20 protein-coding genes are annotated in these 19,117 nt (G+C 71.0%); 10 read left to right on the top strand and 10 right to left on the bottom strand.

Annotated features, from left to right (window positions below; genetic code table 11):
* Positions 1-29 precede the first annotated feature (29 nt).
* The 6 genes from Q7X29_RS21550 to mftR form a co-directional block, all read right to left on the bottom strand.
* Positions 30-2,369: a SpoIIE family protein phosphatase gene (locus Q7X29_RS21550; RefSeq protein ID WP_218719718.1), complete on the bottom strand. Its 2,340-nt coding sequence runs from the start codon at positions 2,367-2,369 to the stop codon at positions 30-32.
* A gap of 10 nt (positions 2,370-2,379) precedes the next feature.
* Positions 2,380-3,003 carry a PP2C family serine/threonine-protein phosphatase gene (locus tag Q7X29_RS21545; RefSeq protein ID WP_218719717.1) on the bottom strand — a complete coding sequence of 208 codons (624 nt, stop codon included), beginning with the start codon at positions 3,001-3,003 and terminating at the stop codon, positions 2,380-2,382.
* Positions 2,996-3,409, bottom strand: coding sequence for an ATP-binding protein (locus tag Q7X29_RS21540; RefSeq protein ID WP_218719815.1), 414 nt, complete (start codon positions 3,407-3,409; stop codon positions 2,996-2,998). Before Q7X29_RS21540 ends, Q7X29_RS21545 begins: the two co-directional genes overlap by 8 nt.
* Entirely contained in the window at positions 3,399-3,782 is a 384-nt protein-coding gene (locus tag Q7X29_RS21535; protein WP_218719716.1) for an STAS domain-containing protein, read from the bottom strand. Before Q7X29_RS21535 ends, Q7X29_RS21540 begins: the two co-directional genes overlap by 11 nt.
* Before the next feature lie 10 nt (positions 3,783-3,792).
* Positions 3,793-4,698 carry an STAS domain-containing protein gene (locus tag Q7X29_RS21530; RefSeq protein WP_218719715.1) on the bottom strand — a complete coding sequence of 302 codons (906 nt, stop codon included), beginning with the start codon at positions 4,696-4,698 and terminating at the stop codon, positions 3,793-3,795.
* A gap of 64 nt (positions 4,699-4,762) precedes the next feature.
* A complete protein-coding gene (mftR, locus tag Q7X29_RS21525; protein ID WP_316575194.1) occupies positions 4,763-5,416 on the bottom strand; it encodes a mycofactocin system transcriptional regulator in 654 nt (217 codons plus the stop codon).
* Positions 5,417-5,479: 63 nt separating this feature from the next.
* Between mftR and mftE the strand changes: the two genes are divergently transcribed.
* From mftE to Q7X29_RS21510, 3 genes are read left to right on the top strand one after another with little or no spacing between them, the layout of a single operon-like run.
* Positions 5,480-6,184, top strand: a complete 705-nt coding sequence (gene mftE / locus Q7X29_RS21520) for a mycofactocin biosynthesis peptidyl-dipeptidase MftE (protein ID WP_218719713.1) — start codon at positions 5,480-5,482, stop codon at positions 6,182-6,184.
* Positions 6,181-7,398, top strand: a complete 1,218-nt coding sequence (gene mftD / locus Q7X29_RS21515; RefSeq protein WP_316575193.1) for a pre-mycofactocin synthase MftD — start codon at positions 6,181-6,183, stop codon at positions 7,396-7,398. Before mftE ends, mftD begins: the two co-directional genes overlap by 4 nt.
* 48 nt (positions 7,399-7,446) lie before the next feature.
* Positions 7,447-8,046 (top strand): hypothetical protein, encoded by a 600-nt coding sequence (locus tag Q7X29_RS21510; protein ID WP_316575192.1) that lies wholly within the window; start codon positions 7,447-7,449, stop codon positions 8,044-8,046.
* Between the two features lie 3 nt (positions 8,047-8,049).
* On the opposite strand, the gene Q7X29_RS21505 is transcribed toward Q7X29_RS21510, so the two are convergent.
* Complete coding sequence (locus Q7X29_RS21505) at positions 8,050-8,580, bottom strand: MarR family winged helix-turn-helix transcriptional regulator (protein ID WP_308248562.1); 531 nt, start codon at positions 8,578-8,580, stop codon at positions 8,050-8,052.
* A 221-nt stretch (positions 8,581-8,801) separates the two neighbouring features.
* Between Q7X29_RS21505 and Q7X29_RS21500 the strand changes: the two genes are divergently transcribed.
* The 6 genes from Q7X29_RS21500 to Q7X29_RS21475 all read left to right on the top strand — a co-directional run bounded on the left by Q7X29_RS21500 (position 8,802) and on the right by Q7X29_RS21475 (position 15,638).
* Positions 8,802-10,478 (top strand): fumarate hydratase, encoded by a 1,677-nt coding sequence (locus Q7X29_RS21500; protein WP_218719710.1) that lies wholly within the window; start codon positions 8,802-8,804, stop codon positions 10,476-10,478.
* A gap of 138 nt (positions 10,479-10,616) precedes the next feature.
* Positions 10,617-12,026, top strand: a complete 1,410-nt coding sequence (locus Q7X29_RS21495; RefSeq protein WP_316575401.1) for an ABC1 kinase family protein — start codon at positions 10,617-10,619, stop codon at positions 12,024-12,026.
* Positions 12,027-12,103: 77 nt separating this feature from the next.
* Positions 12,104-12,505: a putative copper homeostasis (lipo)protein LpqS gene (lpqS, locus tag Q7X29_RS21490; protein WP_316575191.1), complete on the top strand. Its 402-nt coding sequence runs from the start codon at positions 12,104-12,106 to the stop codon at positions 12,503-12,505.
* A gap of 100 nt (positions 12,506-12,605) precedes the next feature.
* A complete protein-coding gene (locus Q7X29_RS21485) occupies positions 12,606-13,706 on the top strand; it encodes a PLP-dependent cysteine synthase family protein (protein WP_316575190.1) in 1,101 nt (366 codons plus the stop codon).
* Positions 13,703-15,022: an MFS transporter gene (locus Q7X29_RS21480; RefSeq protein WP_316575189.1), complete on the top strand. Its 1,320-nt coding sequence runs from the start codon at positions 13,703-13,705 to the stop codon at positions 15,020-15,022. The genes Q7X29_RS21485 and Q7X29_RS21480 overlap by 4 nt, the downstream gene beginning before the upstream one ends.
* A 97-nt stretch (positions 15,023-15,119) precedes the next feature.
* A complete protein-coding gene (locus Q7X29_RS21475; RefSeq protein WP_255588139.1) occupies positions 15,120-15,638 on the top strand; it encodes a M15 family metallopeptidase in 519 nt (172 codons plus the stop codon).
* 70 nt (positions 15,639-15,708) lie between these two features.
* Here the strand turns inward: Q7X29_RS21475 and Q7X29_RS21470 are convergent, their stop codons facing one another.
* Complete coding sequence (locus Q7X29_RS21470; protein WP_316575188.1) at positions 15,709-16,845, bottom strand: epoxide hydrolase family protein; 1,137 nt, start codon at positions 16,843-16,845, stop codon at positions 15,709-15,711.
* A gap of 83 nt (positions 16,846-16,928) precedes the next feature.
* Between Q7X29_RS21470 and Q7X29_RS21465 the strand changes: the two genes are divergently transcribed.
* Complete coding sequence (locus Q7X29_RS21465) at positions 16,929-17,891, top strand: helix-turn-helix transcriptional regulator (RefSeq protein ID WP_316575187.1); 963 nt, start codon at positions 16,929-16,931, stop codon at positions 17,889-17,891.
* A gap of 2 nt (positions 17,892-17,893) precedes the next feature.
* Here the strand turns inward: Q7X29_RS21465 and Q7X29_RS21460 are convergent, their stop codons facing one another.
* Both Q7X29_RS21460 and Q7X29_RS21455 read right to left on the bottom strand, forming a co-directional pair.
* The gene (locus Q7X29_RS21460; protein WP_218719704.1) at positions 17,894-18,325 is read right to left on the bottom strand and encodes a hypothetical protein; all 432 of its coding nucleotides are present in this window, start codon (positions 18,323-18,325) and stop codon (positions 17,894-17,896) included.
* A complete protein-coding gene (locus tag Q7X29_RS21455) occupies positions 18,322-19,116 on the bottom strand; it encodes a DUF4388 domain-containing protein (RefSeq protein ID WP_218719703.1) in 795 nt (264 codons plus the stop codon). The genes Q7X29_RS21460 and Q7X29_RS21455 overlap by 4 nt, the downstream gene beginning before the upstream one ends.
* Position 19,117: the final 1 nt, after the last annotated feature.

Here is a 19,117-nt window from a genome sequence, read left to right as displayed (position 1 = left end):
GGCTATTCTTGCGGCGCGTCCGCCGGACGTTATCGGAACGTATTGTTGACGGCCTGAGCAGCGGGGCGCACCGATCCGCGCAAGGGGTTCGCGGTCGGGAAGGTGATCGACGGCAGTGTCACCCACATGCGCACTCGGGTGCCGTTCTCGTCGTGGCTGAATTCCAGATCCTCGGTGAGCACCCGCATCATCTCCACGCCGCGCCCGCGATAACCGGGGTCGGTCGGGGTGGGAATCCAGCGACCCGTGTCGACGACCTCGATGATCACCCGATCGCCCTCGCAGGTGGCGGTGAGAGTGACCCGACCGGGCTCGGAGTCGCGGTAGGCGTGCTCGACACTGTTGCTGCACGCCTCATTGGCCGCCGCTACGAGGTCGGCGGCGAGATCGTGCGGAACCGCGGCGGTGGCGAACCAGCGGTAGAGATTGCGCCGCAGGCCGGTCAGCTCCGCCGCGGCGGCGGGGATGTCGAGGTGCAGGGGTTCGGGCGGCTGACGGTAGACGACCATGGCGACGTCGTCGTCGTAGCCCGCGGGCGGACACAGCCGCGAGAGCACGGCGTCGGCGACATCGCGGGGCAGCGCGGCACCGGTCTCGCTGAGCACGCCGGCGATCTTGACGAAGCCCTCTTCGATGTCGTAGCCGCGCTGCTCGACCAGGCCGTCGGTGAACAGCACCAGCGTCGCGCCGGGCGGCAGCGCCGTGGTCGCCTCGGGCCTGCGCGGGGTGTCGAAGGTGGCCAGCGGCACCGCGCGTCCGCCCTCGAGTACCCGGCCCATGCCCCCGGGTGGGGCCAGGATCGGGGGCATGTGACCGGCGTTGGAATAGCGGACCATCCCGCGCTCGGGATCGAGCACCGCCGCGCATACCGTGGTGCACATGGCGCCGGGAATCCGGGCGGCGACGGCGTCGAGCTCGGCGAGCAGCTGCGCCGGTCCGGCGCCGCGCAACAGCAATGCTCGTGCGGCCGTGCGCAATTGGCCCATCACGACGGCGGCCGAGAGGCCACGGCCGACACAGTCGCCGACCACGACGCCGATGGTGCCGTCACGCAACGGCACCACGTCGTACCAGTCACCGCCGATCTCGAGCGGCGGCAGCGCGGGCTCGTAGTGCACCGAGAAGCGCGGCGGCAGCTCGATCGGGCCGAGCATGGCGCGCTGCAGGGTGAGCGAGGTGGCGCGCGCCTGGTCGAAGTTGCGGGCGCGCTGCAGGGCGACGCTGAGGTGGCCGACCAGCAGCGAGTACAGCGCCCAGTCCGCGGCGCTGATCGCGCGAGGCGCGCCGAAACGCACCCACAGGGCCGCGTCGCCGGTCTCGCCGAGGGGCGCGACCACGGCGTCCACCCCACCGTCCTCGCCGGTGATGGCGGACAGGCCGCGGGCGGGTTGCCTGCGTGCCCGGTCGACCAGGGCGCGGACCTCCTCGTCGAGGACGACCCGCCCCGCCGGCTCCGCGACCGGCGCGGCGACGAACTGCGGTGTGCCCTCGGCACGTCCGGCCACCTCGGGCGCCCCGGCCGGTGGCTCGCCGCAGGAGTACACGTCCGGCTGCCCGGTCCGGCTCGGCCACACCGCGACCAGTGCGGTCCGTGCCCCCATCGTCCGGCGCAACTCGTCGAGCCCGACCTCGAGCACCTCCACCATGCTGGTGGCCGCGCCCACCGCGGTCGCCAGCCGCGAGGCGGCCTGATCGCGCGCCTGCGCATCGTGTTCGGCGGTCACGTCGCGCACGGTGCCGACGAAGATCTCCTCGTTGTTCTCCTGCTTCACCAGCGAGCTGGCGCTCACCGCCAGCCAGCGTTCGCGGCCGTCACGATGACGCACCGGCATCACGAAACGTGATGCCTCCGTACCGATCTGGGGGTAGCCGGCCCGATCCGGCAACGCCCACGGATGCGGTACCGGGTAGGGGACCGCATCCGCGCCGTAGCCGGTGAGCACCCCGAAGGCGGAGTTCACCTCGACGATGGTGCCGCGATTGTCGGCGACGAAGAAGCCGTCCTGCAGGGACTCGACCAGTGCGGTGCGGAACGCGTCACGGCCCGCGAGATCCTCGGCGCGCGAACGCTGCTGCTCGTAGCGACGGGTGCCGTCGAGATAGCCGCGGGTGGCGATGTCGAGCGCGGCCATCGTCTGCAGCAGGAACTCCAGCGCCACCTCGGCGCTGCGGGCATCCGCCGTTTCCTCGATGTACGCCGCCACCGCCCGGAAGTGGTTCTCGGTGAGGTCGAGCAGACTGATGCCCTCGACGAGGGCGCGCCTGCCGAGGTCGTAACCCTCGGTGAGGCCGGCCTGGCCGGGCGCGGCGACGTGACGGCGCAGAGCAGCCGAGTAGTCGTCGAGAAATGCGGCCAGGACAGCGCTCATCGGCAACCTCTCATGGACAAGCTCCGCGGAATCGCGCCGCGAGAACCAGGGCGTCGTCGGTGTCCTTGGCATCGCGGGCGAGCAGGTCGCCGGCGATCTGGCTGGCCGGACGCGCCAGATCGATCGACTCCGGGCCGACCGAGACGATGCCGTCGGTGGCCATCAGCAGCAGGTCACCGGGACGGATCGGCAGGGTCTGCGGTTGCAGGTGCGAGGGCAGCCGATAGCCGACGATGCCGCCGGTGAGCAGCATGGTCGCCCGCAGTTCCGGACCGGCCGGACCCAGCGTCAGCAGCCGCGACTCGACATTGCCGACGCCGAGCCACTGCAGCGTCTCGCCCGGTCCCATCAGGGCCAACGAGACCGCGGCGCCGCGGGTTTCGACCATCGCGCGATGGCACAGCACCATCAGCACGTCCAGCGGTTCGCCGCGGTTCTCGGCCAGGATGACCATCGCGCGGTCGGCCGCGTCGGCCGCGGCCGCGCCGTGCCCGAGCCCGTCGAGCACGCCGAACAGCGCGCCACCGTCACCGGTGTCGAGGATGACCGCACGATCGCCCGAGACGTCCTGCCCGGGCAGTGCCCGACCGGCCGTCGACCATTCCGTGCGGCCGATGATCCCGTCTTCATGCACCGTCGGGTACCCACTTCCACATCTCGATCAACGTCCCGCGGCCGGGGGCGGAATCGATGGTGAGGCCGTCCATCAGCCTGCGCGCGCCGGGCAGCCCCAGCCCGAGTCCGCGGCCGGTGGAGTAGCCGTCGTCCAGGGCGCGCGTGATGTCGCGGATGCCCGGTCCCTGGTCTTCGGCCTGGACGACGAGGGAGCGCCGGCCGTCGCGCAGGTCGACGAGCAGCCGGATCTCGCCGCTGCCCGCGTAGCTGGTGATGTTGCGCGCGATTTCCGAGATCGCGGTGGAGATCATGGTGCGGTCGGTGAGAGTGAAACCCAGGGCTGCGGCCAGTTCATGTCCCGCCTGACGTGCGGTGACGATGTCCTCGGAGACTTTGACCGCGATGGCCACCTGCTCAGCGGCCACTGTCACGACCGTCTCGTCGCCTGCTGGGGAGGCGGTTGAGCCACGCGAGGCCCTCCTCCAGATCAAGCGCGGTGTGCATGTCCTCGAAGGTCAGGCCGAGCTGCACCATCGCGAATGCCACCTCCGGCTGCAATCCCACGATGACGGTCTCGGCGCCGCGCAGCTGGGTCATGTGCGCGATGGTGCGCAGCGAGCGCGCGGCGAAGGAGTCCATCACGTCGATTGCGGTGACGTCGACGACGATGCCGGTAGCCCGATAGCGGCTGACCTGCTTCATGAGGTCGTCCTGGAGACGCTCGGTATCGCTGTCGGTCAGGGCCGACTGCACCGAAGCGATCAGGAACGTGCCCTGTTTGAGAATGGGAACCGGCATGGTGGCTAGCTCAGCGTCCGTCTCGTTCGCTCAGGCGCTCGGTCACCCGGGAGACCTCGTACCCGAGCAGACGCTCGGCCTCTTCGATACCGCCCTGCAGGTCGCCGACCGCGTTCATCTTCGACAGATCCAGGCCGATGGTCACCAGCGTGAGCGCGATCTCCGAGGACAGACCGGTGATGATGACGTTGGCACCCATCAGGCCCGAGGCGTCGACGGTCTGCACGAGGTGGTTGGCCACCACCGAGTCGATCGCGGGCACACCGGTGATGTCGATGACGACGACCTTGGCGCGGTTGGCGCGGATGGCGCGCAGCAGCTGCTCGGTGAGCTGGCGGGCGCGCTGGGAGTCGAGCACACCGATGATCGGCAGGATGAGCAGCTGTTCGCGCACCTGAAGCACCGGGGTGGACAGCTCGCGGATGGCTTCCTGCTGCTGGCGGATGACGCGCTCGCGCTCCTGCACGAACGAGATGGCCACGGTGCTGGCGATGCGGTTGGCGGCGGGTTCGTAGGCGTCGAGGACCTGGTTGAGCAGATCGAAATCGGCCTGGTACTTCTCGAACAGCGAGCGAGCCAGCACGTCGCGCAGGAGCAGCACGATTCCGAGGACCTCGTCGGTCTCGACGCCTCGCGGAATGATGCGCTCGGACAGGTCGCGGGCGTAGGCCTGCAGCGCCTCGACGCTACCGGTGACGAGCACCTCGACGTAGTTGTCGTACATCGACGTGGCCTCGGAGAAGATCTCCTCCGGGGTCATGGCCGTGAGCAGCTCGGCCTCGGTGATGCGCCGCGCCCACTCCTCGCGCAGTCCGGTGCGGTTCTGCCGGAGGTGCTCGACCAGTTGCGGCAGCAAGTTGTCTACCGGGCGCGCCGGCAGCGAATCCGCCGAAAGACTCATGGACACCTCGGACATGGAAACTCCTGCCCCTTTCGACGGGCTTTCTCCGGTGCGCAGCGCGCGCTTGGCTCGAGCCTACTCATACCCCATCCGGGATGCCGTCCAAACGTGCGGGTTGCTCCGCGTCCGCTGACCGCTCCGGGGCGAAGCCTCGCTCCAGCGCTCGCAGCGCGCGGTCCAGATAGCTCGTCAGATCGGTGTCACCGCGTTCGAGCCAGGCGTCGAACGCCGCTCGCGCGGCCGCCAGCGTGGTGCGGCCGACGGCCAGGGGGACCAGGTCGCCGGCGGTGGTGCCGAGGCGCCGGGCCGCGAACTCGCCGACCGCGCGTTCCCACGCGTCGTAGTGCGCGCCTGCGCCCGCCGAGAGCGCGGGGACCCCGGAGACCAGGCGCATCCTGGTGCGCAGCTCTGGGATGTCCTCGGCGCGATATCTGTTGGCCGCCACCACGATTCGGCGCACCGCCGCCATCATCGGCTCGTCGTCGGGGACCGCGGCGAACGCGTCGCGCAGGTCGGCGACCTCGTCGTCGAACTGGTGCCAGAGCACCTCGGCCTTGCTGGGGAAATACCGGAAGAAGGTGCGTTCGCTGACCCCGGCCTCGGCCGCGATGCGCTCGACGGTGACGTCGTCGAAGCCGTGCTCGGCGAACAACCGCATCGCGATGACTTCGAGTTCGCGGCGCGTGGTGCGCGGCGGGCGGCCGCGATGCGCGCGCGGGGACGGGGCTGACATGGATACAGAGTAGGGAATCCCGGCCCCTTGATTATGTCAGTGACTGTCGTTAATCTCGGGACCATGTTCGTGGCCCACCTCACATGGCCCGAGGCGGGCACATGTGCCGCCGCGGGAGTGATCCTGGTCATCCCGCTCGGCGCCACCGAGCAACACGGCCCCCACCTGCCCCTGTCCACCGATACCGACATCGCCGCCGCGGTCTGCGCGCGGGTCGCCGCCGAGCGTGCCGACGTGCTGGTCGCCCCGGCGGTGCCCTACGGCGCCAGCGGCGAGCACGCCGGCTTCGCGGGCACCCTGTCGATCGGGCAGGCCGCGCTGGAGCTGCTGGTCGTCGAGCTGTGCCGGTCGGCCACCGACACCTTCGATCGCATCGTGCTGGTGAACGGGCACGGCGGCAATGTCGAGGCGGTGCGCCGCGCGGTCGCCCTGCTGCGCTCGGAATCGCGGGACGTGCGCCTGTTCTCGCCCGGGTACGGCGGTGACCCGCACGCGGGCCGCGCCGAGACCTCGATCCAGCTCGCGCTGACGCCGGATCTGGTGCGCGCCGACCTGGCCGAACCGGGGGACCGGCGCCCGCTGGCCGAACTGCTGCCGCTGCTGCGGGCCGGCGGTGTCCGGGCCGTGAGCCCCAACGGAATTCTCGGTGACCCCACCGGGTCGAGCGCAGGCGAAGGCGCCGCGCTGCTGAACGCGGCAACCACCGCACTGCTGGCAGACCTGGGCCGCTGGTGGCCCCAGGTTCCTGAGGAAGGATCACGTCGATGAATCCCTGGTTCGAGACCGTCGCCGAGGCGCAGCGCCGCGCCCGCAAGCGCCTGCCGAAATCGGTGTACGGCGCGCTGATCGCGGGCTCCGAACGCGGCCAGACCATCGAGGACAACCAGACCGCGTTCACCGAACTCGGCTTCGCCCCGCACTGCGCGGGCTCGATCGGCGAGCGCGACCAGTCGACCACCGTGCTCGGCCAGCAGCTCTCGATGCCGGTGCTGATCTCGCCCACCGGCGTGCAGGCGGTACACCCCGACGGCGAGGTCGCCGTGGCCAGGGCGGCGGCCGCGCGGGGGATCGCCATGGGCCTGAGCTCGTTCGCGAGCAAGCCGATCGAAGAGGTGATCGCGGCCAACCCGGCCACGCTGTTCCAGCTGTACTGGTGCGGCAACAAGGACCAGATCCTCGAGCGGATGGCCAGGGCGAAGGCGGCGGGCGCGGTCGGGCTCATCCTGACCCTGGACTGGTCGTTCTCGCACGGTCGCGACTGGGGCAGCCCGGTGATCCCGGAGTCGCTGAACCTGCGCACCATGATGAAGTTCGCCCCGCAGACCCTGGCACGCCCGCGCTGGCTCGCCACCTACCTGCGCTCGGGCTCGATCCCCGACCTGACCGCCCCCAACATGGCCGTCGGCGGCGGCGCGGCGCCGGGCTTCTTCGGCGCCTACGGCGAGTGGATGCAGACCCCCGCGCCCGACTGGGACGACGTCGCCTGGATCTGCGCCCAGTGGGACGGTCCGGTACTGCTCAAGGGCGTCATGCGGGTCGACGACGCGCTGCGCGCGGTCGACGCGGGCGTGGCCGGCATCTCGGTGTCCAACCACGGCGGCAACAACCTCGACGGCACCCCCGCCGCCATCCGGGCGCTGCCGGTGCTGGCCGACGCGGTCGGCGACCAGATCGAGGTCGTCCTCGACGGTGGTATCCGGCGCGGCAGCGATGTCGTGAAGGCCGTGGCCCTGGGCGCCCGCGCCGTGCTGATCGGGCGCGCGTACCTGTGGGGCCTGGCCGCCAACGGCCAGGCGGGCGTGGAGAACGTGCTCGACATCCTGCGCGGCGGCATCGATTCGGCGCTGCTCGGCCTGCGCAAGACCTCGATCGCCGATCTCGACCGGGGCGACATCATCGTGCCCGCCGGGTTCGAACGGGCCCTGGGCGTGCCCGCCGACCTCGAACGACCGCTCACCACAGCGGATCTCGTCCAGCGGTAGCCACCCCGCCACCGGCGACGGACTCCGCTTCGGCGAGGTCCGTCGCCGGTGTCGTTCCCCGGACGGGCGAGCCGGGTCGTCGCTAGGATCGGCCGGGTCGTCGGCATCGAGGGGGAATTCGTGCGTGGGGGAGTACCGGACGAGCAGCGGCGCGTCCGAATCATGAAGTCGCGCAGTGTGTCCTGCACGCTGCCCGCCGTGGTGGCGATGGCGCTGGTGGCGGCGGGGTGCGGGACCGGGGCGCCGGCGCATCGCGCGGCCACCACCTCGGCGAAACCGCCGGTGACGAGCACGGCCCGGCCGACCACGACCGCGCGACCCACCACCACGACCTCGGCCCGGCCCACCACCAGCGCGCCCGCGCAGCCGACCGCCGTCGGCATCTGCGTGGACACCACCTCCTCGACCCGGGTGGCCGACGGACTGTGCGACACCGCCGAGGGCCGCTACGCCGATTTCTGGTACCAGCACACCGATACGCTGGTGTACCCGGCGATCGGCGCCGCCGTCGCGCTGGCCGCGGGCAGCTTCATCCGGCCCGCAGGCGCCGGCGTCTACGACCGCGGCGTACCGGACTCCGGCGGCACGGTCCAGCGGGGCGGGCTCGGCACCAGCCGTCCCGACTCCGGGGGCAGCACCGGGTCCTGACGATCAGGCCGGATCCGGGGCCGGTTCTTCCGCGTGCGGGGTCGCGCTGCCCCGTCCGGTGGGATCGAATCCGCCTGCCGCGCTGCGGTGATGGTTGATCAACACGTCGTAGATCTCGGCCAGGGCGGCCAGCTGGCCGCGGTCGAGGACGTCGATCATGTGCCGTCGCACGCTGCGCACGTGCGCGGGCGCGGCCGTGGTGAGCAGCTGGCCGCCCGCGCTCGTCAGGCGGGCGACGGTGCGGCGCTGGTCGTGTGGCATCGTCTCCCTGATCACCAGCCCGCGTTTCTGCATGCGGGTGATCTGGTGCGAGAGCCTGCTCTGCGACCATTCCAGCGCGCCCGCCAGATCGGCGAAGGTGAGGCGCTGACCCGGCGCGTCGGCCAGGTATACGAGCACCGAGTACTCGACCCAGCTGAGGTCGGCCGCCCGGCCCGCGTCACGCCCGATCGCCGCGGCGATCAGGTCGCGGGTCCGGACATAGCCCAGCCAGGCGCGCATTTCGACATCATCGAGCCACTGTGGATCGGTCACGATCGAGCTCCAGATTCTCCGGTGCAAGCTTCGGATTGGAACGGTGCACGCCCCGCCACCGTCCGGGTGAATGGGTAGCACCGTTTGGGTTGAACGTGCAACCTCGATCTTGGTTCAGGCATTTGCCTTACGTCACATAGGGTTGCCTAACCAGCAGGTGGACGCGGGTGGTCGATAGGCTTCCGAGTGCTTTGTGACCAGCCACCCGAGGAGTGCGATTCGTGACCGCGCCGGAGTTCCGCTATTCCGATCTGCTGCCGATCGGCGCCGACGACACGCCGTACCGCTTGCTCACCACCGAGGGGGTCAGCACCTTCGAGCACAACGGTCGCACCTTCCTGCAGGTCGAGCCCGAAGCGCTGCGGCTGCTCACCGAGACGGCGATCCACGACATCAGCCACTACCTGCGGCCCGCGCACCTGCGCCAGCTGCGCAAGATCATCGACGACCCGGAGTCCTCGGGCAACGACCGCTTCGTCGCGCTGGACCTGCTCAAGAACCTCAACATCTCCGCGGGCGGCGTGCTGCCGATGTGTCAGGACACCGGCACCGCGATCGTGATGGGCAAGAAGAGCGAGGGCGTGCTGACCGGTGTCGACGACGCCGAATGGATCAGCCGCGGCGTGTTCGACGCCTACTCCACGCTGAACCTGCGCTACTCCCAGCTGGCTCCGATCACCATGTGGGACGAGAAGAACACCGGCTCCAACCTGCCCGCGCAGATCGAGCTGTACTCGACCGAGGGCGACGCCGACAACCCGGTCTACAAGTTCCTGTTCATGGCCAAGGGCGGCGGCTCGGCCAACAAGTCGTTCCTGTACCAGGAGACCAAAGCTGTCCTGAATCCCGAGCGCATGCTCGAGTTCCTCGACGAGAAGATCCGGTCGCTCGGCACCGCGGCCTGCCCGCCCTACCACCTCGCCGTGGTCATCGGCGGCACCAGCGCCGAATTCGCCCTGAAGACGGCCAAGTACGCCTCCGCGCACTACCTGGACAACCTGCCCACCGAGGGCTCGATCACCGGCCACGCGTTCCGCGATCTCGAGCTCGAGGAAGAGGTCTTCCAGCTCACCCGCGAGTTCGGCATCGGCGCGCAGTTCGGCGGCAAGTACTTCTGCCACGACGTGCGCGTGGTCCGCCTGCCCCGGCACGGCGCCTCCTGCCCGGTCGCCATCGCGGTGTCCTGCTCGGCCGACCGCCAGGCGCTGGCCAAGATCACCAAGGACGGCATCTTCCTGGAGCAGCTGGAAACCGAACCGGCCCAGTACCTCCCGGAGCAGACCGAGGAGATCCTCGGCGGCGACGTGGTGAAGATCGACCTCAACCGGCCGATGGACGAGATCCGCGCCGAGCTGTCGAAATACCCGGTGAAGACCCGGCTTTCGCTGACCGGCCCGCTGGTCGTCGCCCGCGACATCGCCCACGCCAAGATCAAGGAGCGGCTCGACGCGGGCGAGCCGATGCCGGAGTACCTGCGCGACATGGCCGTCTACTACGCGGGCCCGGCCAAGACCCCCGAGGGCTACGCCTCCGGCTCCTTCGGCCCCACCACCGCGGGTCGTATGGACTCCTACGTCGACCAGTTCCAGGCCGCGGGCGGCTCCATGGTCATGCTGGCCAAGGGCAACCGTTCGGCCCAGGTGACCAAGGCCTGCAACGAGCACGGTGGCTTCTACCTGGGCTCCATCGGCGGCCCCGCCGCCCGGCTGGCACTGGATTGCATCAAGAACGTCGAGGTGCTCGAGTACCCCGAGCTGGGTATGGAAGCGGTCTGGAAGATCGACGTCGAGGACTTCCCCGCCTTCATCGTCGTCGACGACAAGGGCAACGACTTCTTCGCCGAGACCTCCAAGCCGATCGCCCTGCGCGTGCGCACCCGCTCCAAGGAACGCGTGTAACCGTCCCGCTCGGCCACCGACCGCGAAGACCCCGGCCTCGCCACCGCGCGAGCCGGGGTTTTCGTTCGTTCCCGGCACGCAGGCCGCCGGTGTAGTGTGACCCGCGACATACGCTGGACCGGTTCGACGGGGGTGGAAATGGCGGCCACCGGGATACCGCCCTCGGGGCGCGTCGCGCGCGGAGCGAAGCTGGGGCAGCTGGCGGCCGAACAGACCGTGCGCGGGGTCGGAACGCGGCTGTCGATGATCGGGCGCACCGAGGAGGCCAGGCAGGTGCTGGCCGAGCGGTCGGCGATGAAGACCGCGCAGCAGATCGTCGCGGTGCTCGGCAGCATGAAGGGCTCGGCGATGAAGCTGGGCCAGATGCTGTCGGTTCTCGACCTCGATTTCGTCCCCGAATCGCACCGCGCGCAGTTCACCCGGCAGCTCGCGGCGCTGCGGGATCGGGCGCCCGCCGTCGCGTTCCCCACCATGCGCCGGGTGATCGAGGACGACCTCGGCCCGCTGACGCGCATCTTCGCCGACTTCGACGAGACCGCCATCGCCGCGGCCTCGATCGGTCAGGTGCACCGGGCGACCCTGCGCGACGGCCGCGCGGTGGCGGTGAAAGTGAAATATCCCGGCGTGGAACGGGCCGTGCACGCCGATATCGGCAACCTCGAATTCCTCAGCAAGATGGCCAGATCCGTGCTCCCGAGCATGGCCGACACCGGGGTGCTGGAAGAGATCGCCGCCAACCTGCGCAGCGAGCTGGACTATCTGCGGGAGGCGCGGACCCAGCACCGGGTCGCCCAGCGCTACCGGGGACATCCCTTCATCACCGTGCCCGACGCGATCGAGGAACACTGCTCGCACAATGTGCTGGTGACCGAATACGTCGCGGGGCATGGCTTCTCGCACCTGCAGACGCTGCCCGACGCGGACCGGGACCATTACGGCGAACTGATCTACCGCTTCTATCTCGGCACCCTGTTCGCCGACAACGAATTCTGCGGCGATCCGCATCCGGGCAATGTGCTGCTCGCCGAGGACGGCAAACTCGCCTTCGTCGACTTCGGGCTCTACAACCGGATGGACCCCGAGCACGTCGATTTCGAGCGCTCCTGCCTGCGGGCCGCCGCCGAGGACCGGCCCGAGGACCTGTACGCGGCCTGGGTCGGGCGCGGCATCATCGACCCGGACGCCGGCGTCACCGTCGAGGAGTGCCTGGCGTACGTGTGGGCGGCCTGCGGGTGGCATCTGCTCGACGAAGAGGTCACCATCACTCCCGAATTGGCCACCAGCGCCGTGCTGCTCGCCGTCGACCCGCGTTCGGTCGAGTTCCAGGGCATGCGCAGGCAACTGCTCCCGCCCGAGCACGTCTTCTCCCGGCGTGCCGACCTGTTCACCTTCGCCACCCTCGGCCAGTTGCGGGTCAGCGCCAACTGGCATCGGCTGGCCCGCGAATGGCTCTACGGTGAGCCGCCGGCCACCGAGACCGGCCGCGCGATCGTCCGGTGGCAGAGGGGAAATCAGCCGCCACCGCGCCCGGATCGCCCGTCCCCATGACGCTGACCTGTGCCTACGCAATGACGTAGTAGCTTGGTCGGCGTAGGTCACCGGCGACGAGCGGCGAAGGAGGCACGGTGGGTCATCGGACTGGCCGTCCCTCGTCGCGCCGGGCCGGCGCGCTGTGCGCGTTCGTCATGGTCGTGGCCGCCGTGTGCGCGCTCGTGATCGACTGCACCACGGTGCACCACGACAACCACCACGCGCCGGAGGCGGCGCTCGGCGTGGTCGCGGCCGTCGCCGACGGGGCCGGGCTCGCCGTTCCCGATCACCCACTGCCCGACCACTGCCTCGTCGGTACCGTGGCGCCCGACACCGGGCTTGTGCTGCCCCTGCTCGGCCTGCTCGGGGCGCTGGTGATCGTGCTCCTCGCGAGCCTCGGGCGTCCGGCCGCGGCCCCGCGCGCCCCGCCTCGCTCACCACTGCGGTACCGCCAGGGCCGCGACATCCTCACCCAGTTCTGCATCTGTCGACGCTGATCGGTCAGCGCCAGGCCCGTCACCCATGGCGGGCCGGTGTCCGCGTGCCCGTTCTCGTCCGCGCCGCCGTGCCCGGCGGCCGACACAGGAAGCGACAGACATGCAGGAATACGTGCTCGACCGGACCGCCGCCGCGATCGCCGAGCGTCCCCAGGGACTCGTCGGCAATACCCCGGTGATGTGGGTGGGAGCGCCGCTGGCCACCGCCGACCGCGGGTTCTGGGCCAAGCTGGAAGGATTCAACCCCGGCGGGATGAAGGACCGCCCCGCTCTGCACATGGTGCGCAGGGCCGAACACCGCGGCGACCTCGCCCCCGGCGCGCGGATCGTCGAATCCAGCAGCGGCACCCTCGGACTCGGGCTCGCCCTGGCCGGACTGGTGCACGCTCATCCGGTCACCGTGGTCACCGATCCCGGACTGGAACCGATCGTCGCGCGGATGCTCGCCGCCTTCGGTGCCCGGGTCGACCTGGTCGAGCGAGCCCATCCCACCGGCGGCTGGCAGCAGGCGCGCCGGGACCGGGTCGCCGAACTGCTCGCCGCCGAGCCGACCGCGTGGTGCCCGGACCAGTACGGCAATCCCGACGCCGCCGACGGCTACGCCGGGCTCGCGCACGAGCTGATCGACCAGGTCGGGCGCGTCGACGTGCTGGTCTGCGCGGTCGGCACGGGCGGCCATTCCGCCGGTGTCGCCAGGGAACTGCGCCGCCGGTTCCCTGATCTGCGCCTGATCGGCGTCGACACGGTGGCCTCCGCGATCTTCGGCCAGCCCGCGGGGCCACGGTTGATGCGCGGACTCGGCTCCAACATCCACCCGGCCAATGTCGACTATCGCGCCTTCGACGAAATCCATTGGGTCGCACCGGCGGAAGCGGTCTGGGCCTGCCGGACACTGGCCGCGACGCACTACGCCACCGGCGGGTGGAGCGTCGGCGCGGTCGCCCTGGTCGCGGGCTGGGCGGCCCGGACGGCCGACGCGGAGACCAGGATCGTCGCCGTCTTCCCCGACGGCCCGCACCGCTACTTCGACACGATCTACAACGACGGCTACTGCCGTACGCACGGCTTGCTCGCGGGTCCGCCCGCCACCGACCCCGACACGATCGATCACCCGGCCGAGCGCGTGGTCGAATCCTGGACGCGCTGCACGACGGTGCTCGATCCCGGCGCGCTCGCCGAGACGGGCCCGGTGCGCGCATGAGGACCCTGCGGACCTTCGCCGGGTTCGACACCCCCGCCCGGCTGCTCATGATCAACCAGTTCGGCATCAACCTCGGCTTCTACATGCTGATGCCGTACCTGGCCGGGTACCTGTCCGGCCCGCTCGGCCTGGCCGCGTGGGCGGTCGGACTCGTGCTCGGCGTCCGGAACTTCTCCCAGCAGGGCATGTTCCTGATCGGCGGCACCCTGGCCGACCGTCTCGGCTACAAACCGCTCATCGTCGCCGGATGTGTCTTGCGCACCGCGGGATTCGCCGCGTTGATCTTCGCCACCTCGCTGCCGATGCTGCTGATCGCCTCCGCCGCGACGGGATTCGCGGGTGCGCTGTTCAATCCGGCGGTGCGCGCCTATCTGGCCGCCGAGGCAGGCGAGCGGCGGGTCGAGGCGTTCGCGGTGTTCAACGTGTTTTATCAGGCAGGCATCCTGGCGGGTCCCCTCGTCGGGATCGCCCTGCTCGGGGTGGACTTCCGGTGGACCGCCGCGGCGGCGGCCGCCGTGTTCGCGGTGCTCTCGGTGGCACAGCTGTGCGCGCTGCCGCAGCGCAGCGGCGCGACCACCGCGACGTCGGTGTGGACCGACTGGCGCGCGATCGCCGGTCACCGGCGGTTCGTGGCGTTCGCGGTGGCCATGGGCGGCACGTATGTGCTGTCGTTCCAGGTGTATCTGGCGCTGCCGCTGCACGCGGGCACCATTTCGGGCGCGGGCGGGCAGGAACTGACCGCGCTGGTGTTCGTGGTGTCCGGCGTGGTCGCCGTCGCCGGCCAAGTGCGGATCACCGCGTGGTTGCGAGCGCGGTGGGGGATCGGGCGTGGTCTGGTCCTCGGTGTCGGCGTGCTGGCCGCGGCGTTCGTCCCGCTCGCGCTGATCCCCGGCGCGGAGTCGTTCGGGACGGTGGCCGCGGCCGCGGCGCTGCTGCTGTCCGCCGCGGTGCTGGCGGTCGGGACGGCGGCGGTCTTCCCGTTCGAGATGGACACCGTCGTCTCGCTGAGCGAGGGCAAGCTGGTGGCGACCCACTACGGGTTCTACAACACGATCGTCGGGGTGGCCATCCTCGCGGGCAACCTGGGGACCGGCGCGGTCCTCGACGTCGCGCGCGCGGCCGGCGCCGACCGGTTGGTGTGGGTGGGGCTGACGCTGATCGGCCTGCTGACCGCAGTCGCGGTCCAGCGGGCGATCCGCCCGGTACCCGGTCGGCACCGGCAGCTCGACGCGCTGCCCGCCTACACCGCCGCGCCGGGCCGCTGGCCGATCCGGCCGGACCGGGCGACCTCGGGCGAGCTGACCCGCACACCCTGAATCGGTCGCCCGACCTGCCGGAACGACCCCGCGCACCGTGCCCGAGCCCACCCACGGCGGTCGGCTCGGGCACGGACCGGGTCGATAGACTTCCGGCATGACTACTGTGCTCGGCCGCCTGGCCGACCGGATGCTGGTGACGGTCACGGCCGCCGCGGCCGTGACCGTCGTCGGCATCGGCATCGCCGAGGCCCAGCCGGGCGCCACCGACCAGCGCGAACAGTTCCAGTCCGCCGCGGGCACCGAGGGCCTCGACCCGCCGCTGGCCCTGGCCTACACCCTCGCCGAGCAGCAGGCGCACGCCGAGGGCGTCCCGCTGTCGATCACCTCGGGCTACCGCACCCCCGAGCAGCAGGAAATGCTGTGGCAGGACGGCCTCGCCACCTACGGCACCCCTGACGAGGCCCGCCGCTGGGTGCTGCCCCCGGCGGAGTCCACCCATGTCTCCGGCCACGCCGTCGACGTCGGCCCCCAGGTCGGCGCCCAATGGCTGGAAACCAATGGCAACCGCTGGGGCCTGTGCCGGACCTTCGACAACGAGTGGTGGCACTTCGAGCTGGTCACCGCACCGGGCACCCCGTGCCCGCCCCGCGTGCCCGATGCCGGCATGCGATAGCCGAACGCCACGAACGAACCACCGGGCAGGGTGCCGCGCACCCTGCCCGGTGTGCTGTCACCGGCCGGATTCAGCGCAGGTCGGCGAAGAAGGTGCGGATGTCGCTGACGTGGGCCAGGGGTTCTTCCATGGCGACGAAGTGGTTGCCCGGGTTGCCCGAGGGCCAGTGGGTGATCTTGTGGTCGCGGTCGGCGAGCTTGCGCATCAGCGGTGAACCGCCGCCGTAGACACCGGTCGGGACCAGATTCTGGCCGGGGGGCCAACCGAAGCCACCGTCGCGCAGACCGTCGTACATCGGCCACGAGGAGGTGCCGGTGGTCTGGGTGAACCAGTAGATCGCGGCGTTGGTGAGCAGATGGTCGCGGTCGATGACATCCTCGGCGAGGTCGGCCATCGGGGTGAACTCCTGGAACTTCTGCATCAGCCAGGCCAGCATCGCCACCGGGGAGTCGTTCCAGCCGAGCGCGAAGGTCTGCGGCGCGGCCCGCAGCAGGGTGTGGTGGTCGACGCCGCCGGTCATCCACTGCTGCATCTCCTCCCACTGCCGCAGGTCCTCGTCCGACATCGTCGGTACGTCGGCCGCGGTCGGCATCCCGATCCCGCCGTCGAGATGCACGCCGATGACGTGCTCGGGCGCGGCGAGCGCCATCTCCGGGGCGATGTAGGCGCCGAGGTCACCACCCTGGGTGCCGTAGCGGTCGTAGCCCAGCCGGTCCATCAGCGTGGTCCACATCCGGGCCACCCGGGCCGCGCTCATGCCCGTCTCACGCGGCGCCGCCGAGAACGCGAAGCCGGGGATCGACGGCACCACGACGTGGAAGGCCGGGGCCGGGTCGAGCCCGTGGGCCCGCGGATCGGTCAGCGGGCCGATGGTGCGGGTGAACTCGACGAACGAGTTCGGCCAGCCGTGGGTGAGTACCAGCGGCACCGCGTCCGGCTCGGGGGAGCGCACGTGCAGGAAGTGCACGTCGAGGCCGTCGATCTCGGTGACGAACTGCGGGAACTCGTTGAGCGCGGATTCCTGTGCGCGCCAATCGAAATCCTCGGCCCAGTACCGCGCCAGGTCGCGCAGGTAGTCGGTCGGCACGCCGCGGTCCCAGCCCGCTCCCGGCAGCGGCGCGGCCCAGCGTGCCCGGCGCAGGCGCTCGCGCAGGTCGTCGAGATCGGTCTGCGGGATGTCGATACGGAAGGGACGAATGGTCGTCATCTGCACTCCTCGGTCGGTGTGCACACCACGCTAGGAGTCATCTAGGACAGTTTCGGTCCTAGATGCGCGGCAGAATATCGGCCATGACCGATACCGCCGCCCGGCTGCTCCGTTTGCTCTCCCTGCTGCAGATGCCACGCGAGTGGCCGGGCAGCGAACTCGCCGACCGGCTCGGTGTCACCGACCGCACGGTCCGCCGTGATGTCGACCGGCTGCGCGAGCTGGGCTATCCCGTCGTGGCGGCGCTCGGGGCGACCGGCGGCTACCGCCTCACCGCCGGTTCGGCGCTGCCGCCGCTGGTGCTCGACGAGGACGAGGCGGTGGCCGTCGCGGTCGGCCTGCGGGTCGCGGCCGGGCAGGCCGTCGCCGGGATCGAGGACGCGGCGGTGCGCGCGCTCACCAAACTCGAACAGGTATTGCCCACCAGGCTCCGCAGGCGGGTGCGGGTGGTCGGCGCGGCGGTGACGGTCTCCGCGGGCGCGGGCCCCACGGTCGATCCGGAGGTTCTCACCGTCCTCGCCGCCGCGGTGAGCAACCGGGAACGGGTGCGCCTGCGCTATCGGGACGCCGCGGGCGCCGAGTCGCGGCGACACGTCGAGCCGATCGGCATCGCGGCGGCGGGCCGTCGGTGGTATCTGGTCGCCTACGACCTCGAGCGCGACGCCTGGCGCAGCTTCCGCGTCGACCGCGTCGAGGAGCCGCGACCGACCGGCGCCCGCATCGTCGCCAGGGAACTCCCCGCCGCCGATGCCGCGGAGTACGTCGCGGGGCGCCGAACCGACTGGGCCACACCGCGATACACGGTGGACGTGACGTTCGAGGCGCCGGCGCACCGGGTGGCGGGCAGGCTCGGTGCGGCGCCGGACAGCATCGTGGCCGACGGCGATGCCAGGTGCCGCCTCACCGAAACCCGCGACGACGACCCGCGATGGCTCGCCGCGCAACTCGTCGCCCTCGGGTTCCCGTTCCGGGTGCACGGCTCCCCGGAGCTGCGAGCACACCTGCGCGCCTGCGGGTCCCGGCTCGCGGATGCGCTCGCCGAATGACCTCAGAGCCTGCCGGTGTCCTTGAGCACCCGGCGTGACTGGGCGAACAGCATGCCCACATTGACCGTCTTGCGGCACACCACCACGACCACCAGGTCGTCGCGGCTCTCCGCGCGCAGGAACAGGTGGGTGAGGTTGTTGGAATTGACCAGGATCTCCTGGAAGTAGTGGTCGTCGCTGCGGATGCCGCGCCGTTCCTTCCAGATGTCCTCGATCATCACCACATTGCGGCCCTGGAACAGGTCGAGGGTGGCGGCCGCGAGCAAATCCAGCACCTCCGGCGGATGGTTGTCGACGGTCTCCACCGACAACAGCATGCCGGTCGACATGTCGATGACGCCCGCGGCGACGCAGTCGGGAACTTCGGCGCGCAGCGACTTGACCATCCCGGTGAGCCGTTCGTTCATGCTGGCGGGGGTGCCGTTGGTGTTCATGAGATCCTCTCGGTTCTCCGCCGTGGCGAAGAGTCGGGTACGTCCACGGCGGTCGTGGACGGGGGAGCGGCCTGCGGCGGACGCGGCCGGAGGGTGTCGTTGATGCCGCTGGCGCCGCGGCGGCGCCGGGGCAGCGCCGGGTCGACCATGCCCGCCCCGGCGGGGACGGGCGGGTGGTCGGCGGCGTGCCGGGCGGGCACCGTCAGCTGACCGGCGCCGAGCAGGCGCGCGACCTCGACGGTCACCGGGTAGAGCGGACGGCCGAGCAGGAAGGCCAGGTCGCGGCAGCTCCTGGTGCCGTCGACCAGGCGCAGGAGCTCGGCGCCCTGCTCGCGTACCGAGCGGCCGAAGTCGGTGAGCGCCAGCAGGTTCCGGTACGGCGAGAAGCCGGCGTGCGCGAGCGCGGCCAGCCTGCGCTCGGCCTCGCCGAGCAGCCACTCGGCGTCGTAGCCGGAATCGTCGGCGGCGACGACATCCGGGTGGGCATCGATCCAGTGACAGCGATCGATCCAGCCCGCCGCGATGGCGAAGGTGCCGTCGACGGTGGCCGTCATCCGCAGCAGCCGGGTGCGGGCCGCGCCGAGCGGCTGTGCGTCGTCGTGCGGGTCGAGGGCGTCGAAATCCGGTGCGCCACCGGTACTCACGGCCACGATCCGGCCGTCGACGCAGCGGATGTCACCGCCCGGTTCGCCGGTGACGCGCAGGATGCCGGTGAACCGGCGCGCGTCGGCGTCGGTGAGCGCGGCCGCGAGTGGACGGGTGGTGTCCCGCAGGGGGACGGGGAGCTGCATG

This window comes from Nocardia canadensis (genome assembly GCF_032656385.1).
Taxonomy (GTDB): Bacteria; Actinomycetota; Actinomycetes; order Mycobacteriales; family Mycobacteriaceae; genus Nocardia; species Nocardia canadensis.
This window is presented reverse-complemented; position numbering and strand designations above follow the sequence as displayed.